Raw genomic sequence first — 21,855 nt, 5'->3', positions numbered from 1 at the left:
CCGACGAGCAGGCCGCCCACCCGCCGCCGGAGCCCAGGCCGGCCCCTCCCGGCCGCGCCGAGGCTCCGGCGCAGCTCCCGCAGCGCGTCCGCCCGGGCGACCGGCGCCGCAACCGCCCGGAATCCGCCAGTCCGCACGCTCTGCGGTGACATCTGTTGTCTCACCGCCGGCCACCGCCTACCGTCCCCCCATGGGGACCACGCCACGCACGGCCCGGTACGCCGCCCCCACCCTCCTCGCGGCGCTCGCCCTGACCGGATGCCCATCCTCCGCGCCACCCTCCGCGGCGGGTTCCGCGAGCCCGTCCGCCCCCACCCCCGCCTCGCCCGTACAGGTGTGCACGAGCCTGGTGTCCTACTGGGCGAAGGAGACCCTCCTGGGCACCAGGTGGTCCGGCCTCGACTGGGAGCAGAAGGGCCTGTCCAACGACCAGTACGCGATCCACGAGGACGCGGTGGCCGCAGGACGCGCGCAAGAGCGAACTTCCGGGCGGGACAAGGCACTTGAGCTGATCGACCGCTTCGTGGCGCAACGCTGCGCCGAGCAGGGCGGCGCGACCGGCAGCTCGGAGAACCAGCGCCCTCCGCTGTGACCGGCGTCACCGCATTCCGAGCACGCTGTCCGTCTTCCGGGCAGATGCGCCCGGAGGGACGAACCGCAGGTGGGAGGCCCTAACGCCGCCAGAACAAGATCGTTCACAGTCCCGACACAACGCCGAAATCATCACTCTGCGTAATTCCCAAGACGGCTCGAATCCGCCTTTTCCCTTGAGAATGGCCACCCGGAGGATTCTTTCGGGCACGCGCAGCCACATTCGGCTCAATTTGATCCCGGACAGGAGCATGAAGCCCTCAAGCCCCTTAGAGGAACTGCGATTTCTCACCATGCGGACGATCTCAAGGGCACCTAAATGTCCGTTTTGTTTAAACTCCCACCACACATTCTTGGCCTTGGCATAACAAGAGCGTCACATCCTCCTTTCCCGCCTCCCGGTGCTCGCCACCTCGGCCCTAGAGTCACGGCCAGTCACCGCGCCGCAGGGCGCGAATCAGCACGGCCGTGGACCTCTCCAGTGCGGCCCGGCGACCCAACGGCACCTCGACAGAGGGCTGCGCCAGGGAAAGGAAGAATCGTGCGACACCGTTCTTTGCTCATCCTCACCACCGTGATCACCACGGGAGCACTGACCCTCACCGCTTGCGGATCGCGCGACGGAGGCTCCAAGGACAACAGCGGCGGCAAGAAGACCGTCGTCGTCATCGGCGTCGACGCCCCGCTCACCGGTTCCCTCTCCGCTCTCGGTCAGGGCATCAAGAACTCCGTGGACCTCGCGGCCAAGACGGCCAACAAGAACAACGAGGTCCCGGGCATCGAGTTCAAGGTCGAGGCCCTCGACGACCAGGCCGTCCCGGCCTCCGGTCAGGCCAACGCCACCAAGCTCGTCGGCAACAAGGACGTCGTCGGCGTCGTCGGCCCGCTGAACTCGGGCGTCGCCCAGCAGATGCAGGGCGTCTTCGCCTCCGCCAAGCTGGCCCAGGTCTCCCCCGCCAACACCAACCCCGCGCTCAGCCAGGGCGACAACTGGGGCAAGGGCGAGTTCAAGCGCCCCTTCGACACCTACTTCCGCACCGCCGCCACCGACGTGGTCCAGGGCAAGTTCGCCGCCCAGTACCTCTTCAAGGACGCCGGCAAGAAGAAGGTCTTCGTCGTCGACGACAAGCAGACCTACGGCGCCGGCCTCGCCGCCATCTTCTCCGACGAGTTCAAGAAGCTCGGCGGCGAGATCGTCGGCACCGACCACGTCACCGTGAAGGAGACCGACTTCTCCTCCACCGCCGACAAGGTCAAGTCCTCCGGCGCCGACTCCGTCTACTTCGGCGGCCAGTACCCCGAGGGCGGCCTCCTCGCCGACCAGATCAAGAAGACCGGCGCCAACGTCCCGCTCATGGGCGGCGACGGCATCCAGGACCCCGCCTTCATCAGCGCCTCCGGCGAGGCCAACGAGGGCGACCTCTCCACCTCCATCGGCTACCCGGTCGAGAAGCTGGACACCGCCAAGAAGTTCATCGAGGACTACAAGGCCGAGGGCTACAAGGACCCGTACGCCGCCTACGGTGGCTACTCCTACGACGCCGGCTGGGCCGTCATCCAGGCCGTCAAGGCCGTCGCCGCCGCCAACAACGGCAAGCTCCCCGACGACGCCCGCGCCAAGGTCGTCGAGGCCCTCGGCAAGGTCTCCTTCGAGGGCGTGACCGGCAAGGTCGCCTTCGACCAGTACGGCGACACCACCAACAAGCAGCTCACCGTCTACAAGGTCGAGGGCGGCAAGTGGGTCGACGTCAAGAGCGACACCTTCAACCAGTAAGCCCGTAACACCCAGCACCACCCGTAACACGCGCAACACCTGAACCAACGCCGCGCGAGGGCGCAAACAGTGCCCTCGCGCGGAGTCTTATCCGACACGCTCATCGGAGGCCCTGCGGTGCACGAACTGCCGCAACAGCTGGCCAACGGCCTGGCCCTCGGTGCTCTCTATGGCCTCATCGCCATCGGGTACACCATGGTCTACGGCATCGTCCAGCTCATCAACTTCGCCCACGGCGAGATCTTCATGATCGGCGGCTTCGGCGCGCTCACCGCCTACGCCATCCTCCCGACCGGCACCACCCTGCTGATCGCGATACCCGTCATGATCGTCGGCGGCGCCATCTGCTCCGTCGCCGTGGCATGCGCGGCCGAACGCTTCGCCTACCGCCCCCTGCGCAGCGCTCCCAGGCTCGCACCCCTCATCACCGCAATCGGCCTCTCGATCGCTCTCCAGCAGCTCGTCTGGCAGTTCTACCCGGACGCCAAGAAGGCCGTCAGCTTCCCCGAGTTCACCGGCCCGGCCTTCAAGATCACCGAAAGCCTCGCGATCCAGCGTGCGGACCTCTTCGTCCTCATCCTCGCCCCGCTCTGCATGCTCGCCCTCGGCGTCTTCGTCCAGAAGAGCCGCAGCGGCCGCGCCATGCAGGCCACCGCGCAGGACCCCGACACCGCCAAGCTGATGGGCATCAACACCGACCGCATCATCGTCATGGCCTTCGCCATCGGTGCCGCGTTCGCCGCCGTCGCCGCCGTCGCCTACGGCGTCGACAAGGGCCAGATCAACTTCGAAATGGGCTTCATCCTCGGCCTCAAGGCCTTCACCGCAGCCGTCCTCGGCGGCATCGGCAACATCTACGGAGCCATGGTCGGCGGCGTCGTCCTCGGACTCGCCGAAGCCCTCTCGATCGCCTACATCGAAGAGATCCCCGGCATGCAGCAGCTCGGCGGCGGAGCCTGGTCCAACGTCTGGGCCTTCGTACTCCTCATCGTCGTCCTCCTCGTACGGCCCCAAGGCCTGCTCGGCCAGCGCGTCACGGATCGGGCGTGAGAACCATGACCACCAACACCACCCCGCAGACGCAGACGCAGACCGCGAAGACGGCAGCCGCACCCGCCACGCTCCTCTACGCGATCATCGGTGGCAGCCTCCTCACCATCGTCAGCGCCTTCCTCGCCTGGACCTGGACCCCCGACTTCCCCGGCGACCTCACCTTCTACGGCAGCCCCGCCGACCTCCAGTACGTCACCCTGGCCGGCGCCGCCCTCACCCTCGTCCACGCGCTCTCCGCGCTCGGCGTCAAGGGCTTCGGCTGGCTCACCCCCGGCGGCTCCCGCAAGGCCATCTGGTTCCTGGCCCTCGGCAACCTGGCCGCCACCTGGTTCACGGTCATCGCGATCACCGTCGTCCTCGGCGGCATCGTCAACCTCGAACCCGGCGCCTACGTCGCCCTCGTCGGCTCCCTCGTCCCGGCCCTCGCCGCGCACAAGCTCCCCGACGACAGCCGCAAGGTCACCCCCGCCAAGAGCACCCTGCCCAACTGGGCCGAAATCCTCATCATCACCGGCGTCTTCGCCCTCGGCCTCTTCGTCATCACCTTCGGCATCGACACCGATGACAAGGAACCGCAGCTCTTCGTCGCCTACCTGATCACGGTCGGCGTCGCGGCCCTCGCCCTGAACAAGTCGGGCCTCCTCGCCCGCTTCTCGGTCCTCACCGCGAACAACCGCCAGGTCACCCTCCTCGGCACCGCGGCCGCCGCGATCGCCTTCCCGTTCATCCAGCAGAGCGGCGACACCTACACGCTGATCGCGGTCAACATCCTGATCTTCGCGACCGTCGCCCTCGGCCTGAACATCGTCGTCGGCCTCGCCGGCCTCCTCGACCTCGGATACGTCGCCTTCCTCGGCGTCGGCGCCTACGCCGCCGCCCTGGTCTCCGGCAGCACCGCCTCCGCCTTCGGCATCCACCTCCCCTTCTGGGCGGCGGTCATCGTCGGCGCCATCGTCTCGCTCGTCTTCGGCGTGGTCATCGGTGCACCGACCCTCCGCCTGCGCGGCGACTACCTCGCCATCGTCACCCTCGGCTTCGGAGAAATCTTCCGCATCGCCATGGGCAACCTCGACGGCACCTCCGGCCCGGACATCACCAACGGCCCCAACGGCATCCCGAACATCCCCCACCTCGAAATCCTCGGGTGGAACTTCGGCGAGTCCCACATCGTCGCCGGCATCGAACTCGGCGCCTACGCCAACTACTACTTCCTGATGCTGCTGGTGATGGCCCTGGTCGTCCTGGTCTTCGCCCGCGCCGGCAACAGCCGCATCGGCCGCGCCTGGGTCGCCATCCGCGAGGACGAGACCGCCGCCGAAGCCATGGGCATCAACGGCTTCAAGGTCAAGCTCATCGCCTTCGCCCTCGGCGCCACCCTCGCCGGCCTCGCCGGCACCGTCCAGGCCCACGTCAACACCACGGTCGTCCCCGAGAACTACGTCTTCGCCGGGCCCGTCCCGCCGAACTCCGCGTTCCTCCTCGCCGCCGTCATCCTCGGCGGCATGGGCACCATCCGCGGCCCCATCCTCGGCGCCGCACTCCTCTTCCTGATCCCGGCGAAGCTGGCCTTCCTCCAGGACTACCAGCTCCTCGCCTTCGGCATCGCCCTCATCCTGCTCATGCGCTTCCGCCCTGAAGGCCTCATCGCCAACAAGCGCGCGCAGCTCGAGTTCCACGACGACACCGCTGACCAGGCCCCCAAGGACCTGGCCACCGCCAAGGCGGGGGCGTGAACAACATGACGACCACCACGGACACCACGACCACCACGAAGACCACGGTCCTCGAAGCCAAGGGCGTCACCATGCGCTTCGGCGGCCTCACCGCCGTCAAGGGCGTCGACCTCCAGGTCAACGCAGGCGAGATCGTCGGACTCATCGGCCCCAACGGCGCCGGCAAGACCACCTTCTTCAACTGCCTCACCGGGCTGTACGTCCCCACCGAGGGCTCCGTCAGCTACAAGGGCACGGTCCTCCCGCCCAAGCCCCACCGGGTCACCGAGGCCGGCATCGCCCGCACCTTCCAGAACATCCGGCTCTTCCACAACATGACGGTGATGGAGAACGTCCTCGTCGGACGCCACACCCGTACCAAGGAAGGCCTCTGGTCCGCCCTGCTGCGCGGCCCCGGCTTCAAGAAGGCCGAAGCCGCCAGCGAGGCACGCGCCATGGAACTCCTCGAGTTCATCGGCCTGGAGCACAAGGCCGACCACCTCGCGAAGAACCTCCCCTACGGCGAGCAGCGCAAGCTGGAGATCGCCCGCGCACTCGCCAGCGACCCCGGCCTCATCCTCCTGGACGAGCCCACCGCCGGCATGAACCCGCAGGAGACCCGCGCCGCCGAAGAGCTCATCTTCGCGATCCGGGACATGGGCATCGCCGTACTCGTCATCGAGCACGACATGCGCTTCATCTTCAACCTCTGCGACCGCGTCGCCTGTCTCGTCCAGGGCGAGAAGCTCATCGAAGGCACCGCCTCCGAGGTCCAGGGCGACGAGCGCGTCATCGCGGCCTACCTCGGCACCCCCTTCGAGGGCGAGCCGGGCGCGGCGGAGATCGCCGAGGTCGAGGCCGCAGAGGCCCACGCCGAAGCCGCGGCCGACGCGGAGGCCGAGCCCGAGGCCGAGGCCGACGCTGAGGCTGAGGTCGAGGCTGAGGCTGAGGCCGAGCCTGAGGCCGCCGAAGCTGCCGCCGAGACCGAGACGGAAGCCACGGACGACGACGAGGCCCCCGCGGCCGACCCGGACACCGAGGCCCCCACCGACTCGGCCCCGGCCGCCGACGCGGACAGCACCACCAGCACCACCCGCACGGAAGGAGAGGCCAAGTGACCGCACTGCTCAAGGTCGAGGACCTCAAGGTCGCCTACGGCAAGATCGAAGCCGTCAAGGGAATCTCCTTCGAAGTCAACGAAGGCGAGATCGTCTGCCTCGTCGGCACCAACGGCGCCGGCAAGACGACCACCCTGCGCACCCTCTCCGGGCTCCTGAAGCCCACCGCGGGCAGCATCACCTTCGACGGCCAGCCCCTGGTCGGCGTCCCCGCCCACAAGATCGTCGCCCTGAAGCTGGCGCACTCCCCCGAGGGCCGCCACATCTTCCCCCGGCTGACGATCGAGGAGAACCTCCAGCTCGGCGCCTTCCTCCGCAGCGACAAGGACGGCATCGAGAAGGACATCCAGCGCGCCTACGACCTCTTCCCCATCCTGGGCGAGCGTCGCAAGCAGGCCGCCGGCACCCTCTCGGGCGGTGAGCAGCAGATGCTCGCCATGGGCCGCGCGCTCATGTGCCAGCCGAAGCTCCTCATGCTGGACGAGCCCTCCATGGGCCTCTCCCCGCTGATGATGCAGAAGATCATGTCGACCATCTCCGAGCTCAAGGCCTCGGGCATGACGATCCTCCTCGTCGAGCAGAACGCCCAGGCGGCGCTCTCCCTCGCCGACCAGGCGCACGTCATGGAGATCGGCAAGATCGTCCTCTCCGGCACCGGCCAGGACCTCCTCCACAACGAGGACGTCCGCAAGGCCTACCTCGGCGAGGACTGACACAACGTGTGAGGCCCGCCTCCCTCGGGGGAGGCGGGCCTCACGCATGTTCCGGGAAGCCCGGGACGGGAACTACTTCCCGCTCTCCTTCTTCTTCGCCTCGGCGTCCTCGATGACCACCTCGGCGACCTGCTGCATGGACATGCGGCGGTCCATGGACGACTTCTGGATCCAGCGGAAGGCCGCCGGCTCGGTCAGCCCGTACTGCGTCTGCAGGATGCTCTTCGCCCGGTCGACCAGCTTGCGGGTCTCCAGCCGCTGCGAGAGGTCGGCGACCTCCTGCTCCAGCGCGCGCAGCTCGGCGAACCGGGACACGGCCATCTCGATGGCCGGCACCACGTCGCTCTTGCTGAACGGCTTCACGAGGTACGCCATGGCCCCGGCGTCCCGGGCCCGCTCGACGAGGTCGCGCTGCGAGAACGCCGTCAGCATCAGGACGGGGGCGATGGACTCCTGCGCGATCTTCTCGGCGGCGGAGATCCCGTCCAGGACGGGCATCTTCACGTCGAGGATGACCAGGTCGGGCCGGTGCTCGCGGGCGAGCTCGACGGCCGTCTGCCCGTCGCCGGCCTCGCCGACGACGGAGTAGCCCTCTTCTTCGAGCATCTCTTTGAGGTCGAGACGGATGAGCGCCTCGTCCTCGGCGATGACGACCCGGGTCGTCAGCGGCGGAACGTGCGACTGGTCGGCGTCGGGCATGGGCGTCGACTCGTGCTCGGCGGTCACGGGGGCTCCTTGTTGCAAGGCGATTCAGCTCCCCCGAGCCTACCTAGCTCCTGTATGTTTGTGACACGGAGGGTCTTCTGTATCCTTCATTTCGAAGGGGCCCCGGTAGCCCAGCGGTAGAGGCGATGGATTCAAAACCCATTCAGCGTCGGTTCGAATCCGACCCGGGGTACTTCTCCTTCGATTTCAAGGTCGCCAAGCGAATTTTGCGATCTTCACTCGTCGCAGTGAACGAAACTTCGAATTGCGACCGACCGGCCGAATGTCGGCAAAGCTCCCGTACGTGGAGCACAATCCCGCGATACGCGAAGAAGCAGTCCTTCTGCTGCGCAGAGGTGTGACCAACAGGGTCGTGGCCGAGCACCTGGGCATCCCCCGAGGAACAGTCGGCTGGTGGCGACACGAGGACCGCAGACAGCGCGGCGAGGTGTACGTCCAACCCACCGATTGTCCGCGCTGCACAACTCGGGAAATGGACCGGCCCGCCTACGCCTACCTCCTGGGCCTGTACCTCGGAGACGGCCACATCATCTCCAAGTACAAGCAGCACCACCTGTCCATCTTCTGCAACGCGTCACAGCCGGGGCTCATCGACGCAGCGGAAGAAGCCATGCACCGGGTCATGCCCCAGCCGAAGGTGGGCCGGCGCCGGCAGCACGGCTGCGTCGAAGTCAAGTCGTACACATGGCACTGGACGTGCCTGTTCCCGCAGCACGGGCCCGGGAAGAAGCACGAGCGGCGGATCGTCCTGGAGGACTGGCAGCAGGAGATCGTCGACGCGCACCCGTGGGAGTTCCTCCGGGGGCTGATCCACTCCGACGGGTGTCGGGTCACCAACTGGACGGTGCGCAACGGCAAGCGTTACGAGTACCCGCGGTACTTCTTCACGAACAAGTCCGACGACATCCGGAAGCTCTGCACCGACACCCTCGCGAAGGTCGGCGTCCGGTGGACCGTCCTCGCGCGCGGCAGCGACCCCTTCAACATCTCCATCGCCCGCAAGGACTGCGTCGCCCTCATGGACGCCCACATCGGGCCGAAGTGCTAGGGGCCCGGTTCCGGGTCGGTGGCGAGGCGGGCGTGGAGGTGTTCGTCGTGGTGGCGGCCGTCGCCGAAGAGGTGGGACTCGCGCAGGACGCCCTCGGGGAGGTAGCCGCAGCGGTCGGCGACGCGGCAGGAGGCCTCGTTGCCGGCGGCGTGGGCGAGTTCGATCCGGCGGGCGCCCCCCGTGCGGAAGCCCCAGGTGGTGACCGCCCGGGTGGCGCGGGTGGCGAGGCCGCGGCCGCGGGCGTCCGGCAGGAACCAGTAGCCGATCATGGCCAGGCCGTCGGCGCGGTCGACCCAGCGGAGGTTGACGGTGCCGAGCAGGGCGCCGTCGGTGGCGGACAGGACCGCGAAGGCGGCGCCCGCGCCCCGGTCCCAGCCGTCCTCGCGGGCGTCGAGCCAGGCCTGGGCGGCTTTGTGGTCGGCAGCGGCGAGGGGGTTCCAGAGGGCGATCTTCGGGTCGGCCGCGGCGGCGACGAGGTCGTCGAGGAGTTCCGGTCCGGCGGGGTTGCGGCCCCAGGGGTGGAGCTGCGCGTCGCCGAGGTCGAGCGTGGTGCGGGCGAAGGTCCGTATGGAGGTGCTCATGGCGCCCTTCCTACTGGGCGGCCGGGGTCTGTCGCCAGCCCTTTCTTCGGCTACGGCAGGTCGCCGTCGCCGCCGAGGTTGGCGACGATGCGGCGCAGGACGTCGATCGTGGCGGCGTATGCGGCGTCGTCGATGCCTTCTCGCAGCCTCGTGTGGACCTTGGCGTTGCGGTCGTGGGCGCGGAGGCGTCCGGCCTCTCCCGTCTCGGTCAGGGTGAGGCCGTCGGTGGTCTCGGTGAGCCAGCCGCGGGCTGCGAGGTCGTCGTAGACGGTGTCGAAGTCGGTGTGCTGGTCGTCGTACGGGGTGAGCTTCGCGGTGAGGGCGGGGCGGGTCCATGTGCCGGGGGCGCCGGCGACGTGGTTGAGGGCCCACCAGTGGGGCTGGGTGAGGTGTTCCTCGGCGAGGGCGGTGCGGAGGCCTGCGATGACGAGGTCGGCGGCCGTGCGGCTCCAGTGGCCGATGGGCTGGGCGGCGAGTTGTTCGCGGGAGTACTGCCGGGTGGTGGTCATGTGGGTGACCGTAGGACCTCAAGTGGACTTGGGGTCAAGGGGTGTTGTGGTGGTCGTGGCGCGCCGGGCCGTTCGGTGGGGCCCGGCGCGGTGGTGGGTGTGGGGGTCAGCGGACGGGGTCGCCGATGTGGTGGATGCGGACGAGGTTGGTGGAGCCGCTGACGCCGGGGGGTGAGCCGGCGGTGATGACGACGGTGTCGCCGGGGACGCAGCGGCCGATGCGCAGGAGTTCTTCTTCGACCTGGGCGACCATGGCGTCGGTGGAGTCGACGTGGGGGCCGAGGAAGGTTTCGACGCCCCAGGTGAGGTTGAGCTGGGAGCGGGTGGCGGGGTCGGGGGTGAAGGCGAGGAGGGGGATGGGTGAGCGGTAGCGGGAGAGTCGGCGAACGGTGTCGCCGCTCTGGGTGAAGGCGATGAGGAATTTGGCGTCGAGGAAGTCGCCCATTTCGGCGGCGGCGCGGGCGACGGCTCCGCCTTGGGTGCGGGGCTTGTTGCGGTCGGTGAGGGGCGGGAGGCCCTTGGCGAGGATGTCCTCTTCGGCGGCTTCGACGATGCGGGACATGGTGCGGACGGTTTCGACGGGGTATTTGCCGACGCTGGTCTCGCCGGAGAGCATGACGGCGTCGGTGCCGTCGATGACGGCGTTGGCGACGTCGGAGGCTTCGGCGCGGGTGGGGCGGGAGTTGTCGATCATCGAGTCGAGCATCTGGGTGGCGACGATGACGGGTTTGGCGTTGCGCTTGGCGAGTTTGATGGCGCGCTTCTGGACGATGGGGACGTGTTCCAGGGGCATTTCGACGCCGAGGTCGCCGCGGGCGACCATGATGCCGTCGAAGGCGGCGACGATGTCGTCGATGTTGTCGACGGCCTGGGGCTTTTCGATCTTGGCGATGACGGGGAGGCGGCGGCCTTCTTCGTCCATGATGCGGTGGACGTCTTCGATGTCGCGGCCGCTGCGGACGAAGGAGAGGGCGATGACGTCGGCGCCGGTGCGCAGGGCCCAGCGGAGGTCTTCGATGTCCTTGTCGGAGAGGGCGGGGACGGAGACGGCTACGCCGGGGAGGTTGAGGCCTTTGTGGTCGGAGACCATGCCGCCTTCGATGACGCGGGTGTGGACGCGGGGTCCGTCGACGTGGGTGACTTCGAGGGTGACGCGGCCGTCGTCGACGAGGATGCGTTCGCCGGTGGTGACGTCTGCGGCGAGTCCTTTGTAGGTGGTGCCGCAGGTGTGGCGGTCGCCTTCGTGGTCTTCGACGGTGATGGTGAAGTCGTCGCCGCGTTCAAGGAGTACGGGTCCTTCGTGGAAGCGGCCGAGGCGGATCTTCGGGCCTTGAAGGTCGGCGAGGATGCCGACGCTGCGGCCGGTCTCGTCGGAGGCCTTGCGTACGCGCTGGTAGCGCTCCTCGTGTTCGGCGTAGGTGCCGTGGCTGAGGTTGAGGCGTGCGATGTCCATTCCGGCTTCGACCAGTGCTTTGATCTGGTCGTATGAGTCGGTGGCGGGGCCCAGGGTACATACGATTTTCGCTCGGCGCATGGGGCGAGCCTATTCCCCTACCAACGGGTAGGTAATCGCTTCCTGGTGTCCTCTCAACAACCAATGGGCGAAAGGTTGTTGACAATTGTTGAATGTGCGTGGGGGTGCTCTGATGAGCACCCCCGGGGGCCCTTTTTATCCGCGTTTCAGAGTTGCGGCGGGGTCATGGTGAAGCGTGCGTTCACCTGGGCGTAGACGGTCTGGCGCTGGGGTTCGAGGTCGAGCGGCGGGGGGCCGGCGTCCTCGGTGGCGGTGCTGAAGGCCATGGTCCGCATGCCGGAGCCGCCGGGGGCCTGGGGGAAGGGGGCGGCGTTCTCGGCTCCGAGGTCGGCGAGTTCGACGAGGGCGGCGAGGCGGGCGCCGAGGGCTTCTGCGTATTCGCGGGCGCGTTGGACGGCTTCGAGCACGGCTTGGCGGCGGGCTTCGCCGTGGGCGGGTGAGGTGGGGCGCAGGGCCCACCAGGGACCGTCGACCTGGGTGAGTTCGAGGTCGGCAAGGCGGGTGGTGAGTTCGCCGAGGGCGGTGAAGTCGCTGAGTTCGGCGGTGATGTGGACTCGGCCGTGGTAGGCGCGGACGCGTTCGGCGCGGCCGTGGCGGGTGAGTTCGGGCGTGATGGAGAGGGCGCCGGTTTCGAGTTTTTCGACGGGGTCGCCGTAGCTTTTGATGAGGTCGAGGACGGTGTTGTTGCGGCGGGTGAGGTCTTCGAGTGCCGTGCGGCGGTCGGTACCGCGGGCGTTGACAGTGATGCCGATGCGGGCGATCTCGGGGTCGACTTCGAGGCGGGCTTCGCCGCGGACTGCTACGCGGGGTACTTCGGGGGTGCCGTAGGGCTGGTGGGATGCGTGCGGTGTGTGCGCTGCGTCCTGGGTCATGGATTCACTCTCGCACTGTCGCCCGTTCGGGGGTGGTCACCGGATCGAAACCTGGCAGGGGTGTTGCGGCCTGTTACTGCCGGGTCAGAATCTACGCGCGTTGTTCAGCCGTAAGAGGGAGATGGCATGGCGTTCGACCGCAGGACTTTCATAGGGACCACGGCCGCGACGGGTGCGGCCGTGGCGCTGGCGGGGGCCGCGAGCACCCCGGCGTCGGCGGCCGCCGGGGTGCAGGATGCGAAGGCGAAGGGGCCGCGGACGTACGCGTTCACGGTGATGGGGACGACCGACCTGCACGGGAACGTCTTCAACTGGGACTACTTCACGGACAAGGAGTTCGACGACAAGGCGCACAACGACGTCGGTCTGGCGAAGATCTCGACGCTGGTGGAGCAGGTGCGGGCGGAGAAGGGGCGGCGCAACACGCTGCTGATCGACGCGGGTGACACCATCCAGGGCACGCAGCTGTCGTACTACTACGCGAAGGTCGATCCGATCACGGCGCGGCGTGGTCCGGTGCACCCGATGGCGCAGGCGATGAACGCGATCGGCTATGACGCGGCGGCGCTGGGAAACCACGAGTTCAACTACGGCATTCCGGTGCTGCGGAAGTTCGAGGAGCAGTGCGACTTCCCGTTGCTGGGGGCGAACGCGCTGGATGCGAAGACGCTGAAGCCGGCGTTCGCGCCGTACAGCATGCACAAGCTGCGCACGCCTTGCGGTCGGGACGTGAAGGTGGCGGTGCTGGGGTTGACGAACCCGGGCATCGCGCTGTGGGACAAGGCGAACGTGCAGGGGAAGATGACGTTCCCGGGGCTGGAGGAGCAGGCGGCGAAGTATGTGCCGCGGCTGCGTTCGATGGGTGCGGACGTGGTGATCGTGTCGGCGCACTCGGGGTCGAGCGGTACGTCGTCCTACGGTGACCAGCTGCCGTACATCGAGAACGCGGCGGCGCTGGTGGCGGAGCAGGTGCCGGGGATCGACGCGATCCTGGTGGGGCACGCGCACACGGAGATCCCCGAGTACCGGGTGAAGAACAAGGCGACCGGTAAGGACGTGGTGCTGTCGGAGCCGCTGAAGTGGGGGCAGCGGCTGACGCTGTTCGACTTCGAGCTGGTGTGGGAGAAGGGCCGCTGGTCGGTGGCGAAGGTCGCGGCGAAGGTGCTGAACTCGAACACGGTGGCGGAGGACGCGAAGATCACGCGGCTGCTGTCGGACGAGCACCGCAAGGTCGTGGCGTACGTGAACCAGGTGATCGGCACCTCGACTCAGGCGATGTCCTCGGCGGAGGGTCCGGTCAAGGACGTGCCGATCATCGACCTGATCAACCATGTGCAGGCGGAGACGGTGAAGGCGGCGCTGGCGGGTTCGCAGTGGGCGGCGCTTCCGGTGCTGTCGCAGGCTTCGTGCTTCTCGCGGACGGCGGCGATCCCGGCCGGGCAGGTGACGATCAGGGATGCGGCGGGGCTGTACCCGTTCGAGAACACGATGGAGGCGCGGCTGCTGACGGGTGCGCAGCTGAAGGACTATCTGGAGTACTCGGCGCGGTATTTCGTGCGGACGGCGCCGGGTGACGCGGTGGATCCGGCGAAGCTGACGAACGCGGAGGGCATCCCGGACTACAACTACGACGCGGTGTACGGGCTGGTGTACGACATCGACATTGCGCAGCCGGCGGGTTCGCGGATCTCGGGGCTGTCCTTCCAGGGGAAGGCGGTGGATCCGGCGGCTCAGTTCGTGCTGGCGGTGAACAACTACCGGGCGTCGGGTGGTGGGAACTTCCCGCACGTGCCGCAGGCGAAGCAGTTGTGGTCGAACTCGGACGAGATCCGCAACACGATCGTCCAGTGGGTGAAGGCGAAGGGGACGATCGATCCGGCGCAGTTCGCTTCGGTGGACTGGCGGCTGACGCGGGCGGGCGTGCCGGTGTTCCAGGCCGTGTCCGCACAGTAGCGCCGGCGGCCCGAAGGGCGGGCCCCGCGGCGTGCGGTGTGTGCCCGGTCCGGTGCCCTGCGTCGGCGCCGGACCGGGGCGGCTGCCGCCGCTGCCCATGCCCCTGCCCCTGCCCTGGTGAGCCTGGTGTGTGTCAGGTCAGGGTCGTGTCTCCTGCTCGCGGCGCCATTCGTACCGCCAGGCCGCTTCCAGGTAGGAGCGCTCCTCGTCGCGGAAGCCGGGCCGCGGCGGGCCGAGGCGTTGTGCGGCTTGCACGCACCGCTCGTCGTCGTGGCGTGCGAGACCGTGGACGGCGGCGAGCTGGACCCGGCGGTCCGGGTGGTCGAGGAGGGCCGCCATGGCGTGGGTCAGTGCGGGGTCGCCGTCGGCGATCTCGGCGGCACTGCCGCAGGCGGCGATCCGTACGTCGGTGTCCGGGTCGTCCATCAGCGTCAGGAGTGCCGCGCGGGCTTCGCCGGACAGGTGTCCGGGGTCCGGGGACGTGCCGAGGCCGGCGGCCACCGCATGCCGGACCCCGGTGTCCTGGTGGCCGAGGTGTGCCAGGAGGGCTGCTTCGGCGCGCAGGCCTTGGTACGAGGAGAGGCCGTACAGCACCTCTGCCAGGACGCCGGGGTCGGTCTCGTCGGCGGACCAGTCCGTGAGGGCGGCGACGGCGAGGACGCAGTATTCCTCGTCGTGGCTGTCGGCGAAGAGCTCGAACAGTCGCATCAGTTTGGCGCCGAACAGCCGGCGGGAGGGGTCGGTGGCGGTCCGCAGGGTCTCGGCCGCGGCCCAGGATTCCTGTTCGCGTCGGTGGGAGAGCATGATCGCGGATTGAGACCACGCCGGGTGATTCGCGTCGCGCTCCAGGGCGCGGGTGATGAGTTCCTCGCACGGGGTGCGGATGGCGAGCCTCTCCTCCAGGATGGTGAGGATGGCTCCGTGTCCGTCCCGTACGGTCAGTGCGCCGAGGGTGAGTTCGCCGACGGTGGAGTATTCGTCGTCCTGGACGCGGGTGTGGGCGATGGCGTCCGGGGAGCCGGTTCGGCGGCGCAGTTCGGCCTCGGTTCCGCTCTCGTGCCAGGTGCGTGCCAGGTCCCGCATGTCCTCCAGCTCGGATGTCGGGTACCTGTCCAGGATGTCGCGGGCGGTCAGGGCTTCGACCAGTGCGGGCGAGCCCGAGTCGACGGCTTCGCGTAGGGAGGGCAGCTCGTCGGGGGCGACCCGGGCGGGATCGGCCCCGTATCTGAGGAGCATGTCGGCGATGTCGGTGTGGAAGGACTGGACGGCCGCGGTGAAGGCTGCGGTCTCGTGGTCGCGGCCCTGGTAGGGCGAGAAGTCGCGTTCTTCCAGGAGCTGTTGCACGCGGAGCTTGTCACCGGCCCTGGCGGCTGCGGCCAGCGGGCTTTCCGTCCGAGCGCTCGCGTGTCCGTCCGTGCGCATGATTGTGCTCCCCCCGTGGCGTCTGCGCTGGTCAGCCTACGGCAGCCGGTCTGATGCGCCCGCATGGTTTTTGTGGCCGGGGCCTGGGGGTGGCGGGGGTCCCGGCCGGGGGCGGGCGGGCGGGTCAGGCGTGGTCGGCGAGGGGGCGGAGTTCGACGGTGGGCCGGGGGTGGGGTTCCGGGCGGGGTTCGAGGCCGAAGGTGGTGAAGGCGGTGCGTGGGGGCTGGGGGTAGGGCTCTTTGCCGGTGAGGGTGTTGAGGATGGCGGCGCTGCGCCAGGCGGCGAGGCCGAGGTCGGGGGCGCCGACGCCGTGGGTGTGGCGTTCGCCGTTCTGGACGAAGATGCTGCCGGTGACGGAGGGGTCGAGGATCATCCGGTAGCGGTCGTCGATGCGGGGGCGGCCGGAGGAGTCCTTGCGCAGGTAGGGGTCGAGGCCTGCGAGGAGTCGGGTGAGGGGTCGTTCGCGGTAGCCGGTGGCGAGGACGACGGCGTCGGTGGTGAGGCGGGAGCGGGCGCCCTGTTCGGTGTGTTCGAGGTGGAGTTCGACCTTGGTGGTGGCGACGCGTCCGGCGGTGCGGACGGTGACTCCGGGGGTGAGGACGGCGTCGGGCCAGCCGCCGTGGAGGGTGCGGCGGTAGAGCTCGTCGTGGATGGCGGCGATGGTGGCGGTGTCGATGCCCTTGTGGAGCTGCCATTGGGCGGGGACGAGGTGGTCGCGTACGGGTTCGGGGAGGGAGTGGAAGTAGCGGGTGTAGTCGGGGGTGAAGTGTTCGAGGCCGAGTTTGGAGTACTCCATGGGGGCGAAGGAGGGGGTGCGGGCGAGCCAGGTGAGGCGTTCGCGGCCGGCGGGGCGGGCGCGGAGCAGGTCGAGGAAGACTTCGGCGCCGGACTGGCCCGATCCGATGACGGTGACGTGTTCGGCGGCGAGGATGCGCTGGCGGTTGTCGAGGTAGTCGGCGGAGTGGATGACGGGGACGGTGGGGGCTTCGGCGAGGGGGCGCAGGGGGTCGGGGATGTGGGGGGCGGTGCCGATGCCGAGGGCGAGGTTGCGGGTGTGGGTGCGGCCGAGGGCTTCGGCTTCGCCGGCGGGGTCGAGCTGGGTGAAGTCGACTTCGAAGAGGTCGCGTTCGGGGTTCCAGCGGACGGCGTCGACCTGGTGGCCGAAGTGGAGTCCGGGGACGCGGCCTGCGACCCAGCGGCAGTAGGCGTCGTATTCGGCGCGGTGGATGTGGAACTGCTCGGCGAAGTAGAAGGGGTAGAGCCGTTCCTTGTGCTTGAGGTAGCTGAGGAAGCTCCAGGGGCTGGAGGGGTCGGCGAGGGTGACGAGGTCGGCGAGGAAGGGGACTTGGAGGGTGGTTCCGTCGATGAGGAGTCCGGGGTGCCAGCGGAAGTCGCGGCGCTGCTCGTAGAAGGCGGTGGCGAGTTCGCCGGCTCCTTGGTGGGGGAGGCCGTGGGCGAGGGCGGCGAGGGACAGGTTGGACGGTCCGATGCCGATTCCGACGAGGTCGTGGGGTGCATCGAGCTGGGCGGTCATCGGTGGGTGCTGCCTTCCAGGAGGGCGATGAGGGTGTCCAGGTCTCCCGCCGTGGTGTGCGGGTTGAGCAGGGTGGCTTTGAGCCACAGGCGGCCGTCGGCGTGGGTGCGGCCGAGGACGGCGCGGCCTTGGTGGAGGAGGGCGCGGCGCTGGGTGGCGAGCTCGTCGTCGGTGGCGCGGGTGGGCCGGAAGAGGACGGTGCTGATGGTGGGTGGGGAGTGGAGTTCGAAGCCGGGGTGGGCGTCGAGGCGCTGGGCGAGGTGGTGTGCGAGTTCGCAGGTGCGGTCGATGAGGTGGGCGAGGCCGTTGCGGCCGAGTGAGCGCAGGGTTGCGGCGATCTTGACGGCGTCGGGGCGGCGGGTGGTGCGCAGGGAGCGGCCGAGGAGGTCGGGGAGGCCGGCGTCGGTGTCGTCGGTGGCGTTGAGGTAGTCGGCCTGGTGGGCGAGGGGGGCGAGGAGCGTGGTGTCGGGGACGGCGAGGAGTCCTGCGGCGACGGGCTGCCAGCCGAGTTTGTGCAGGTCGACGGTGAGGGAGTGGGCGCGGCCGAGGCCGGTGAGTCGGTGCCGGTGGCGGGGGCTGAGGGTGAGGAGGCCGCCGTATGCGGCGTCGATGTGGAGGTCGGCGCCGTGGTGTTCGCAGAGGTCGGCGATGGCGGGGAGGGGGTCGATGAGTCCTGCGTCGGTGGTGCCGGCGGTGGCGGTGACGAGGGTGGGGCCGGGGGTGGCGGCGAGGGCGTCGGCGAGGCGGGCCGGGTCGAGGACGCCGGCGGGTGTGGGGAGTTCGGTGGCCGGGGGCAGGCCGAGGAGCCAGGCGGCGCGGGGGACGGAGTGGTGGGCGTTGGCTCCGTGCAGGACGGTGAGGTGGGGGCCGTGGCGTTCGCGGGCGAGGAGCAGGGCGAGTTGGTTGGCTTCGGTGCCGCCGGTGGTGACGAGGGCGTCGGGGTGGGGGGTGTCGTAGAACTCGGCGGCGAGGGTGCGGGTGAGGAGGGCTTCGATGGCGGAGGCGGCGGGGGCCTGGTCCCAGGAGTCGAGGGAGGGGTTGAGGGCGCCGGCGGCGAGGTCGGCGGCGGTGGCGACGGCGAGCGGCGGGCAGTGGAGGTGGGCGGCGCAGAGGGGGTCGGCGGGGTCTGCGGCGCCGGCGGCGAGGGCGTGGACGAGGGTGCGGAGGGCTTCGTGGTCGCCGGTGCCGTGGTCGGGGAGTACGGTGCCGAGCGTTGCGCGGACGTGGGCGGTGACGGCGTCGGGGCCGCCGGCGGGGAGGGGGCCGCGGCGTTCGGCGGTGCCGGTGCGCAGGGCGTCGAGGACGGTGTCGAGGAGGGGGCGCAGGGCCTGGGGGCCGGTTGCTCCGCCGGCGAGCGGGTTGCCGTGCGGCGCTGTCAACGGGACCTCCGGGGGCTGGCCGGGTGCCGTGCGGCGCGGGACACCCGAGCAGTACAACGATCAGACCCGAATGGGGTAACCGCCGGGGTTTGTCCGACTCGGCGGCGGGGTGGGCGTTGCCGGAGGCGGGGTGCGGGGGTCGGCGTTGCCGGAGGCGGGGTGCCGGTGCCGGGGTCGGGGCGGGATGCCGTCCGGGACTGCATGATTTATGGCGCCTTCGCAGGAGCGTCCCGCGCAGGCGGTCACCGCGCCAACAAATCACGTTTTACGTCCCGGACAGCACCCCGCCCCGCCCCCGTCACCGGCCGCGCGGCCCCGCCGGGGTCGGGGACGGGCCGGGGTGTCGACCGGGACGTATGCCCCTGCGGGGCACTGCCGTGAAGGCGCCATACATCATGCAGTCCCGGGCGGTGCCCCGGACCGGCACCGGCCCCCGTTCCGCCGAGCCCCCGCAGGGGGGGTGAGGGTCAGCCTCGGATGCGGAGGGCTCGGGACAGGTCGTCCAGTTGGTCCACGAGCTTGCGGCGCAGGAGCGGGATGACGTCCGGGTCGGCGAGGCAGGCCTGGCCGGCCTTGAGGTTGGCTTCGTCGACGGCGTGGGCGGGGAAGGCGTAGCGGCCCGCGGCTTCGCCGATGGCGGGGCCGCGGCGGGCGCCGAGGGCGACGGCTTCGGGGTAGTAGCGGGTGACGTACTCCGCTACGAGGTCGGCCTGTTCGGGCTGCCAGAAGCCTTGGGCGGTGGCGCTGAAGAGGTAGTTGGAGAGGCTGTCGTCGTGGAAGAGGCGGTCCCAGGCGGCGGCTTTGGCCTCGGGGGTGGGGAGGGCTGCGTGGCAGCGGGCGGCGCCTTCCTCGCCTGTGGCGCTGGGGTCGGCGGCGAGGGCCGCGTCGATGTCGCTCTCGCCGACGGCGCCGAGGACGGCGAGGCGGGTGAGGATGCGCCAGCGCAGTTCGGGGTCGAGGACGGGGCCGCCGGGGACGGTGTCGTCGGCGAGCCAGGCGGCGATGGTGTCGGGCTGGGTGGCGCTGCCGACGAGGGTGCGTACGGCGGTGAGCCGCATGCCGGGTTCGGAGCCGTCCTCGGTGCGGCGGAGCAGGTCGCGGGCGATGGTGGTGAGGGTGGCCAGTGCCTCGGGCCGGCCCTCGGGGGCGACGTAGTGGTCGGCGATCTGGGTGCGGGCGAAGGCGAGGACGCCCTGGACGATGGCGAGGTCGTGTTCGGCGGGGAGGTGGGCGCCGGCGGTGGCCAGGTAGGCCTGCGGGTCGAGTTCGCCGTCGCGGACCATGTCGCGCAGGCAGTTCCAGACGACGGCGCGGGTGAGGGCTTCGGGGATGCCGGACAGGTTGCGCAGGACGGTTTCGAGGGAGGTGTCGTCGAGGCGGACCTTGGTGTAGGTGAGGTCGGCGTCGTTGAGGAGGAGCAGCGCGGGGCGGGTGCCGCCGGCCGAGATGATCTCGTCGGAGGGGACGTCGAGGTCGAGGAGTTCACGCAGTTCGAGGATGCGGTCGTCGACGGGGTCGTGGTCGTAGACGCCGACGGCGATGTGGTGGGGGCGGCTGCCGTCGCGGTCGACGGTGAGGGTCCAGCCGTTGGCGCCCTCGGGGTCCTCGATGCGCGGGGTGAGGGTGTCGATGCCGGTGGTACGCAGCCAGGCGTCGGCCCAGGCGCGGACGTCGCGGTCGGTGTGGGCGGCGAGGGAGTCGATGAAGTCGGCGAGGGAGGCGTTGGCGAACTTGTGGCGGGCGAAGTGGGTGTTGATGCCGGCCAGGAAGTCCTTCTCGCCGAGCCAGGCGACGAGTTGGCGCAGGGCGGAGGCGCCCTTGGCGTAGGAGATGCCGTCGAAGTTGAGGAGGGCGGAGGCGGTGTCGGGGACGTCGTCGGGGGTGGGGGCGACGGGGTGGGTGGAGGGGCGCTGGTCGGCGTCGTAGCCCCAGGGCTTGCGGGTGACGCCGAAGTCGGTCCAGGTGTCGGTGAAGCGGGTGGCTTCGGTGAGGGTCTGGTAGCCCATGTATTCGGCGAAGGACTCGTTGAGCCAGATGTCGTCGAACCAGGCGAGGGTGACGAGGTCGCCGAACCACATGTGGGCCATCTCGTGGGCGATGACCATGGCGCGGGACTGGCGTTCGGTGTCGGTGACGGCGGAGCGGTAGATGAACTCGTCGCGGAAGGTGACGAGGCCGGGGTTCTCCATGGCGCCGGCGTTGAACTCGGGGACGAACGCCTGGTCGTAGGAGTCGAAGGGGTAGGGCTCGGTGAACTTGACCTGGTAGCGGTCGAAGCAGGCCTTGGTGATGGAGAGGATTTCGTCGGCGTCGGCGTCCAGGTGGGCGGCGAGGGACTGGCGGCAGTGGATGCCGAAGGGCAGTCCGGCGTGTTCGGTGGTCACGCTGTGCCAGGGGCCTGCGGCGACGGCGGCGAGATAGGTGGAGATGACGGGTGTGGGGGCGGACTGCCAGATGCCGGCGCCGTCCGTGTCGCGGTCCGCGAGGCGGGTGGTGATGCCGTTGGCGAGGACGGTCCAGTGGGCGGGGGCGGTGACGGTGAACTCGAAGACGGCCTTGAGGTCGGGCTGGTCGAAGGCCGGGAAGACCCTTTGGACGTCGTCGAGGAACATCTGGCTGTAGACGTACGTCTGGCCGTCGGCGGGGTCGGTGAAGCGGTGCAGGCCCTCGCCGGTGCGGGAGTAGCGCATGCGGGTGTCGAGGTGCAGCTCGTGGGGGCCCTGGGTGAGGCCGGTGAGCGGCAGCCGGTTGTCTTCGAGGGCGGCCGGGTCGAGGGGGTTGCCGTCGAGGGTCGCCGAGCGCAGGGTGTCCGGCTTCAGCTCCACGAAGGTGTCGCCGCTGGTCCGGGCGGTGAACCGGATGCGGGTGGTGGAATCGAAGGTGTCGTCGTCGCCGGTGAGGTCGAGGGTGACGGCGTAGTGGTGGACGTCGAGGAGCTGGGCTCGGAGCTGCGCTTCGTTGCGCTTGAGTGCGGACATGGGGCCATGCTGCCGCAGGGGGCGGCCGGACCCCGAGTGTCTATTCTTCGCCCGCGGCGATCGTCTCGTGGTGGCGGATGACCTCGGCGATGATGAAGTTGAGAAGATCTTTTAGGGAGTCTTGGCCACGCCTCCGAGCTGCAGCCCAGTCCAGGAAGTGGCAGGTCAGATGCCATAGTGGTCGGACCCCGACCCACGGTTCGGCACTCTCAGGACACTCTGCGCACACTCTCAGACCACTACCAGTACCGGACCTCGTCCCCTAAGAATCCCCTAATTGATCTTGGGGAACGTGCAGGTCAGGCCCACAAAAGCGCGGCCCCCCTCGCCTGAGCGAGGGGGGCCGCGGTGCGTCGGA

General features: G+C 69.5%; 17 protein-coding genes and 1 tRNA gene. 9 read left to right on the top strand and 9 right to left on the bottom strand.

Translation table 11 applies throughout. The annotated features are described in order from the left end of the window. The first annotated feature begins 190 nt into the window (after positions 1 to 190). The 6 genes from AVW11_RS12120 to AVW11_RS12095 all read left to right on the top strand — a co-directional run bounded on the left by AVW11_RS12120 (position 191) and on the right by AVW11_RS12095 (position 6,961). Positions 191 to 592, top strand: coding sequence for a hypothetical protein (locus AVW11_RS12120; protein WP_060178968.1), 402 nt, complete (start codon positions 191 to 193; stop codon positions 590 to 592). A gap of 540 nt (positions 593 to 1,132) precedes the next feature. After that, positions 1,133 to 2,365: a branched-chain amino acid ABC transporter substrate-binding protein gene (locus AVW11_RS12115; RefSeq protein ID WP_060178967.1), complete on the top strand. Its 1,233-nt coding sequence runs from the start codon at positions 1,133 to 1,135 to the stop codon at positions 2,363 to 2,365. Between the two features lie 117 nt (positions 2,366 to 2,482). Beyond that, the gene (locus tag AVW11_RS12110) at positions 2,483 to 3,415 is read left to right on the top strand and encodes a branched-chain amino acid ABC transporter permease (RefSeq protein ID WP_060178966.1); all 933 of its coding nucleotides are present in this window, start codon (positions 2,483 to 2,485) and stop codon (positions 3,413 to 3,415) included. A 5-nt stretch (positions 3,416 to 3,420) separates the two neighbouring features. Then, positions 3,421 to 5,151 carry a branched-chain amino acid ABC transporter permease gene (locus AVW11_RS12105; RefSeq protein WP_076043982.1) on the top strand — a complete coding sequence of 577 codons (1,731 nt, stop codon included), beginning with the start codon at positions 3,421 to 3,423 and terminating at the stop codon, positions 5,149 to 5,151. Between the two features lie 5 nt (positions 5,152 to 5,156). Then, positions 5,157 to 6,248 (top strand): ABC transporter ATP-binding protein, encoded by a 1,092-nt coding sequence (locus AVW11_RS38955; RefSeq protein ID WP_076044000.1) that lies wholly within the window; start codon positions 5,157 to 5,159, stop codon positions 6,246 to 6,248. Further along, on the top strand, positions 6,245 to 6,961 hold the full coding sequence (locus tag AVW11_RS12095) for an ABC transporter ATP-binding protein (RefSeq protein ID WP_030664901.1): 717 nt from the start codon (positions 6,245 to 6,247) through the stop codon (positions 6,959 to 6,961). The genes AVW11_RS38955 and AVW11_RS12095 overlap by 4 nt, the downstream gene beginning before the upstream one ends. Before the next feature lie 72 nt (positions 6,962 to 7,033). Here AVW11_RS12095 and AVW11_RS12090 read toward each other — a convergent pair whose 3' ends face one another. Then, positions 7,034 to 7,660, bottom strand: coding sequence for an ANTAR domain-containing response regulator (locus AVW11_RS12090; RefSeq protein WP_030846426.1), 627 nt, complete (start codon positions 7,658 to 7,660; stop codon positions 7,034 to 7,036). Positions 7,661 to 7,786: 126 nt separating this feature from the next. Between AVW11_RS12090 and AVW11_RS12085 the strand changes: the two genes are divergently transcribed. Together AVW11_RS12085 and AVW11_RS12080 are read left to right on the top strand one after the other, a co-directional pair. Beyond that, a tRNA-Leu gene (locus AVW11_RS12085) sits at positions 7,787 to 7,859 on the top strand. Between the two features lie 111 nt (positions 7,860 to 7,970). Continuing rightward, complete coding sequence (locus tag AVW11_RS12080; protein WP_420856374.1) at positions 7,971 to 8,735, top strand: helix-turn-helix domain-containing protein; 765 nt, start codon at positions 7,971 to 7,973, stop codon at positions 8,733 to 8,735. Here the strand turns inward: AVW11_RS12080 and AVW11_RS12075 are convergent. From AVW11_RS12075 to AVW11_RS12060, 4 genes are all read right to left on the bottom strand, one after another. Further along, positions 8,732 to 9,316 (bottom strand): GNAT family N-acetyltransferase, encoded by a 585-nt coding sequence (locus tag AVW11_RS12075; protein WP_076043980.1) that lies wholly within the window; start codon positions 9,314 to 9,316, stop codon positions 8,732 to 8,734. The genes AVW11_RS12080 and AVW11_RS12075 overlap by 4 nt on opposite strands. 50 nt (positions 9,317 to 9,366) lie before the next feature. Beyond that, positions 9,367 to 9,825, bottom strand: a complete 459-nt coding sequence (locus tag AVW11_RS12070) for a MarR family transcriptional regulator (RefSeq protein WP_076043979.1) — start codon at positions 9,823 to 9,825, stop codon at positions 9,367 to 9,369. A gap of 106 nt (positions 9,826 to 9,931) precedes the next feature. Next, positions 9,932 to 11,359 carry a pyruvate kinase gene (pyk, locus tag AVW11_RS12065; protein WP_030846441.1) on the bottom strand — a complete coding sequence of 476 codons (1,428 nt, stop codon included), beginning with the start codon at positions 11,357 to 11,359 and terminating at the stop codon, positions 9,932 to 9,934. Positions 11,360 to 11,505: 146 nt separating this feature from the next. Further along, entirely contained in the window at positions 11,506 to 12,231 is a 726-nt protein-coding gene (locus AVW11_RS12060; RefSeq protein WP_076043978.1) for an SIMPL domain-containing protein, read from the bottom strand. A 126-nt stretch (positions 12,232 to 12,357) separates the two neighbouring features. Between AVW11_RS12060 and AVW11_RS12055 the strand changes: the two genes are divergently transcribed. Then, a complete protein-coding gene (locus tag AVW11_RS12055; protein ID WP_076043977.1) occupies positions 12,358 to 14,184 on the top strand; it encodes a bifunctional metallophosphatase/5'-nucleotidase in 1,827 nt (608 codons plus the stop codon). Positions 14,185 to 14,322: 138 nt separating this feature from the next. Here AVW11_RS12055 and AVW11_RS12050 read toward each other — a convergent pair whose 3' ends face one another. From AVW11_RS12050 to pepN, 4 genes are all read right to left on the bottom strand, one after another. Continuing rightward, positions 14,323 to 15,606 (bottom strand): HEAT repeat domain-containing protein, encoded by a 1,284-nt coding sequence (locus AVW11_RS12050; protein WP_076043976.1) that lies wholly within the window; start codon positions 15,604 to 15,606, stop codon positions 14,323 to 14,325. 124 nt (positions 15,607 to 15,730) lie between these two features. Continuing rightward, entirely contained in the window at positions 15,731 to 17,140 is a 1,410-nt protein-coding gene (locus tag AVW11_RS12045) for a lysine N(6)-hydroxylase/L-ornithine N(5)-oxygenase family protein (RefSeq protein ID WP_076043975.1), read from the bottom strand. Beyond that, positions 17,137 to 18,519, bottom strand: coding sequence for a pyridoxal phosphate-dependent decarboxylase family protein (locus AVW11_RS12040; RefSeq protein WP_076043974.1), 1,383 nt, complete (start codon positions 18,517 to 18,519; stop codon positions 17,137 to 17,139). Before AVW11_RS12040 ends, AVW11_RS12045 begins: the two co-directional genes overlap by 4 nt. 467 nt (positions 18,520 to 18,986) lie before the next feature. After that, the gene (gene pepN / locus AVW11_RS12035; protein ID WP_076043973.1) at positions 18,987 to 21,497 is read right to left on the bottom strand and encodes an aminopeptidase N; all 2,511 of its coding nucleotides are present in this window, start codon (positions 21,495 to 21,497) and stop codon (positions 18,987 to 18,989) included. Positions 21,498 to 21,855 lie beyond the last annotated feature (358 nt).

It is taken from the genome of Streptomyces amritsarensis, assembly GCF_001953875.1.
In the GTDB taxonomy this organism is placed as follows: Bacteria; Actinomycetota; Actinomycetes; order Streptomycetales; family Streptomycetaceae; genus Streptomyces; species Streptomyces amritsarensis.
The sequence above is the reverse complement of the archived record's forward strand: the minus strand, read 5'-3'. Positions and strand labels throughout refer to the sequence as shown.

What these genes read in the sequence shown, in the direction of transcription:
- AVW11_RS12075 (WP_076043980.1), bottom strand. Translation starts at nt 9,316, where the DNA reads ATGAGCACCTCCATACGGACCTTCGCCCGCACCACGCTCGACCTCGGC.
- AVW11_RS12055 (WP_076043977.1), top strand. Translation starts at nt 12,358, where the DNA reads ATGGCGTTCGACCGCAGGACTTTCATAGGGACCACGGCCGCGACGGGT.
- AVW11_RS12060 (WP_076043978.1), bottom strand. Translation starts at nt 12,231, where the DNA reads ATGACCCAGGACGCAGCGCACACACCGCACGCATCCCACCAGCCCTAC.
- AVW11_RS12045 (WP_076043975.1), bottom strand. Translation starts at nt 17,140, where the DNA reads ATGACCGCCCAGCTCGATGCACCCCACGACCTCGTCGGAATCGGCATC.
- pyk (WP_030846441.1), bottom strand. Translation starts at nt 11,359, where the DNA reads ATGCGCCGAGCGAAAATCGTATGTACCCTGGGCCCCGCCACCGACTCA.
- pepN (WP_076043973.1), bottom strand. Translation starts at nt 21,497, where the DNA reads ATGTCCGCACTCAAGCGCAACGAAGCGCAGCTCCGAGCCCAGCTCCTC.
- AVW11_RS12120 (WP_060178968.1), top strand. Translation starts at nt 191, where the DNA reads ATGGGGACCACGCCACGCACGGCCCGGTACGCCGCCCCCACCCTCCTC.
- AVW11_RS38955 (WP_076044000.1), top strand. Translation starts at nt 5,157, where the DNA reads ATGACGACCACCACGGACACCACGACCACCACGAAGACCACGGTCCTC.
- AVW11_RS12050 (WP_076043976.1), bottom strand. Translation starts at nt 15,606, where the DNA reads ATGCGCACGGACGGACACGCGAGCGCTCGGACGGAAAGCCCGCTGGCC.
- AVW11_RS12105 (WP_076043982.1), top strand. Translation starts at nt 3,421, where the DNA reads ATGACCACCAACACCACCCCGCAGACGCAGACGCAGACCGCGAAGACG.
- AVW11_RS12090 (WP_030846426.1), bottom strand. Translation starts at nt 7,660, where the DNA reads ATGCCCGACGCCGACCAGTCGCACGTTCCGCCGCTGACGACCCGGGTC.
- AVW11_RS12070 (WP_076043979.1), bottom strand. Translation starts at nt 9,825, where the DNA reads ATGACCACCACCCGGCAGTACTCCCGCGAACAACTCGCCGCCCAGCCC.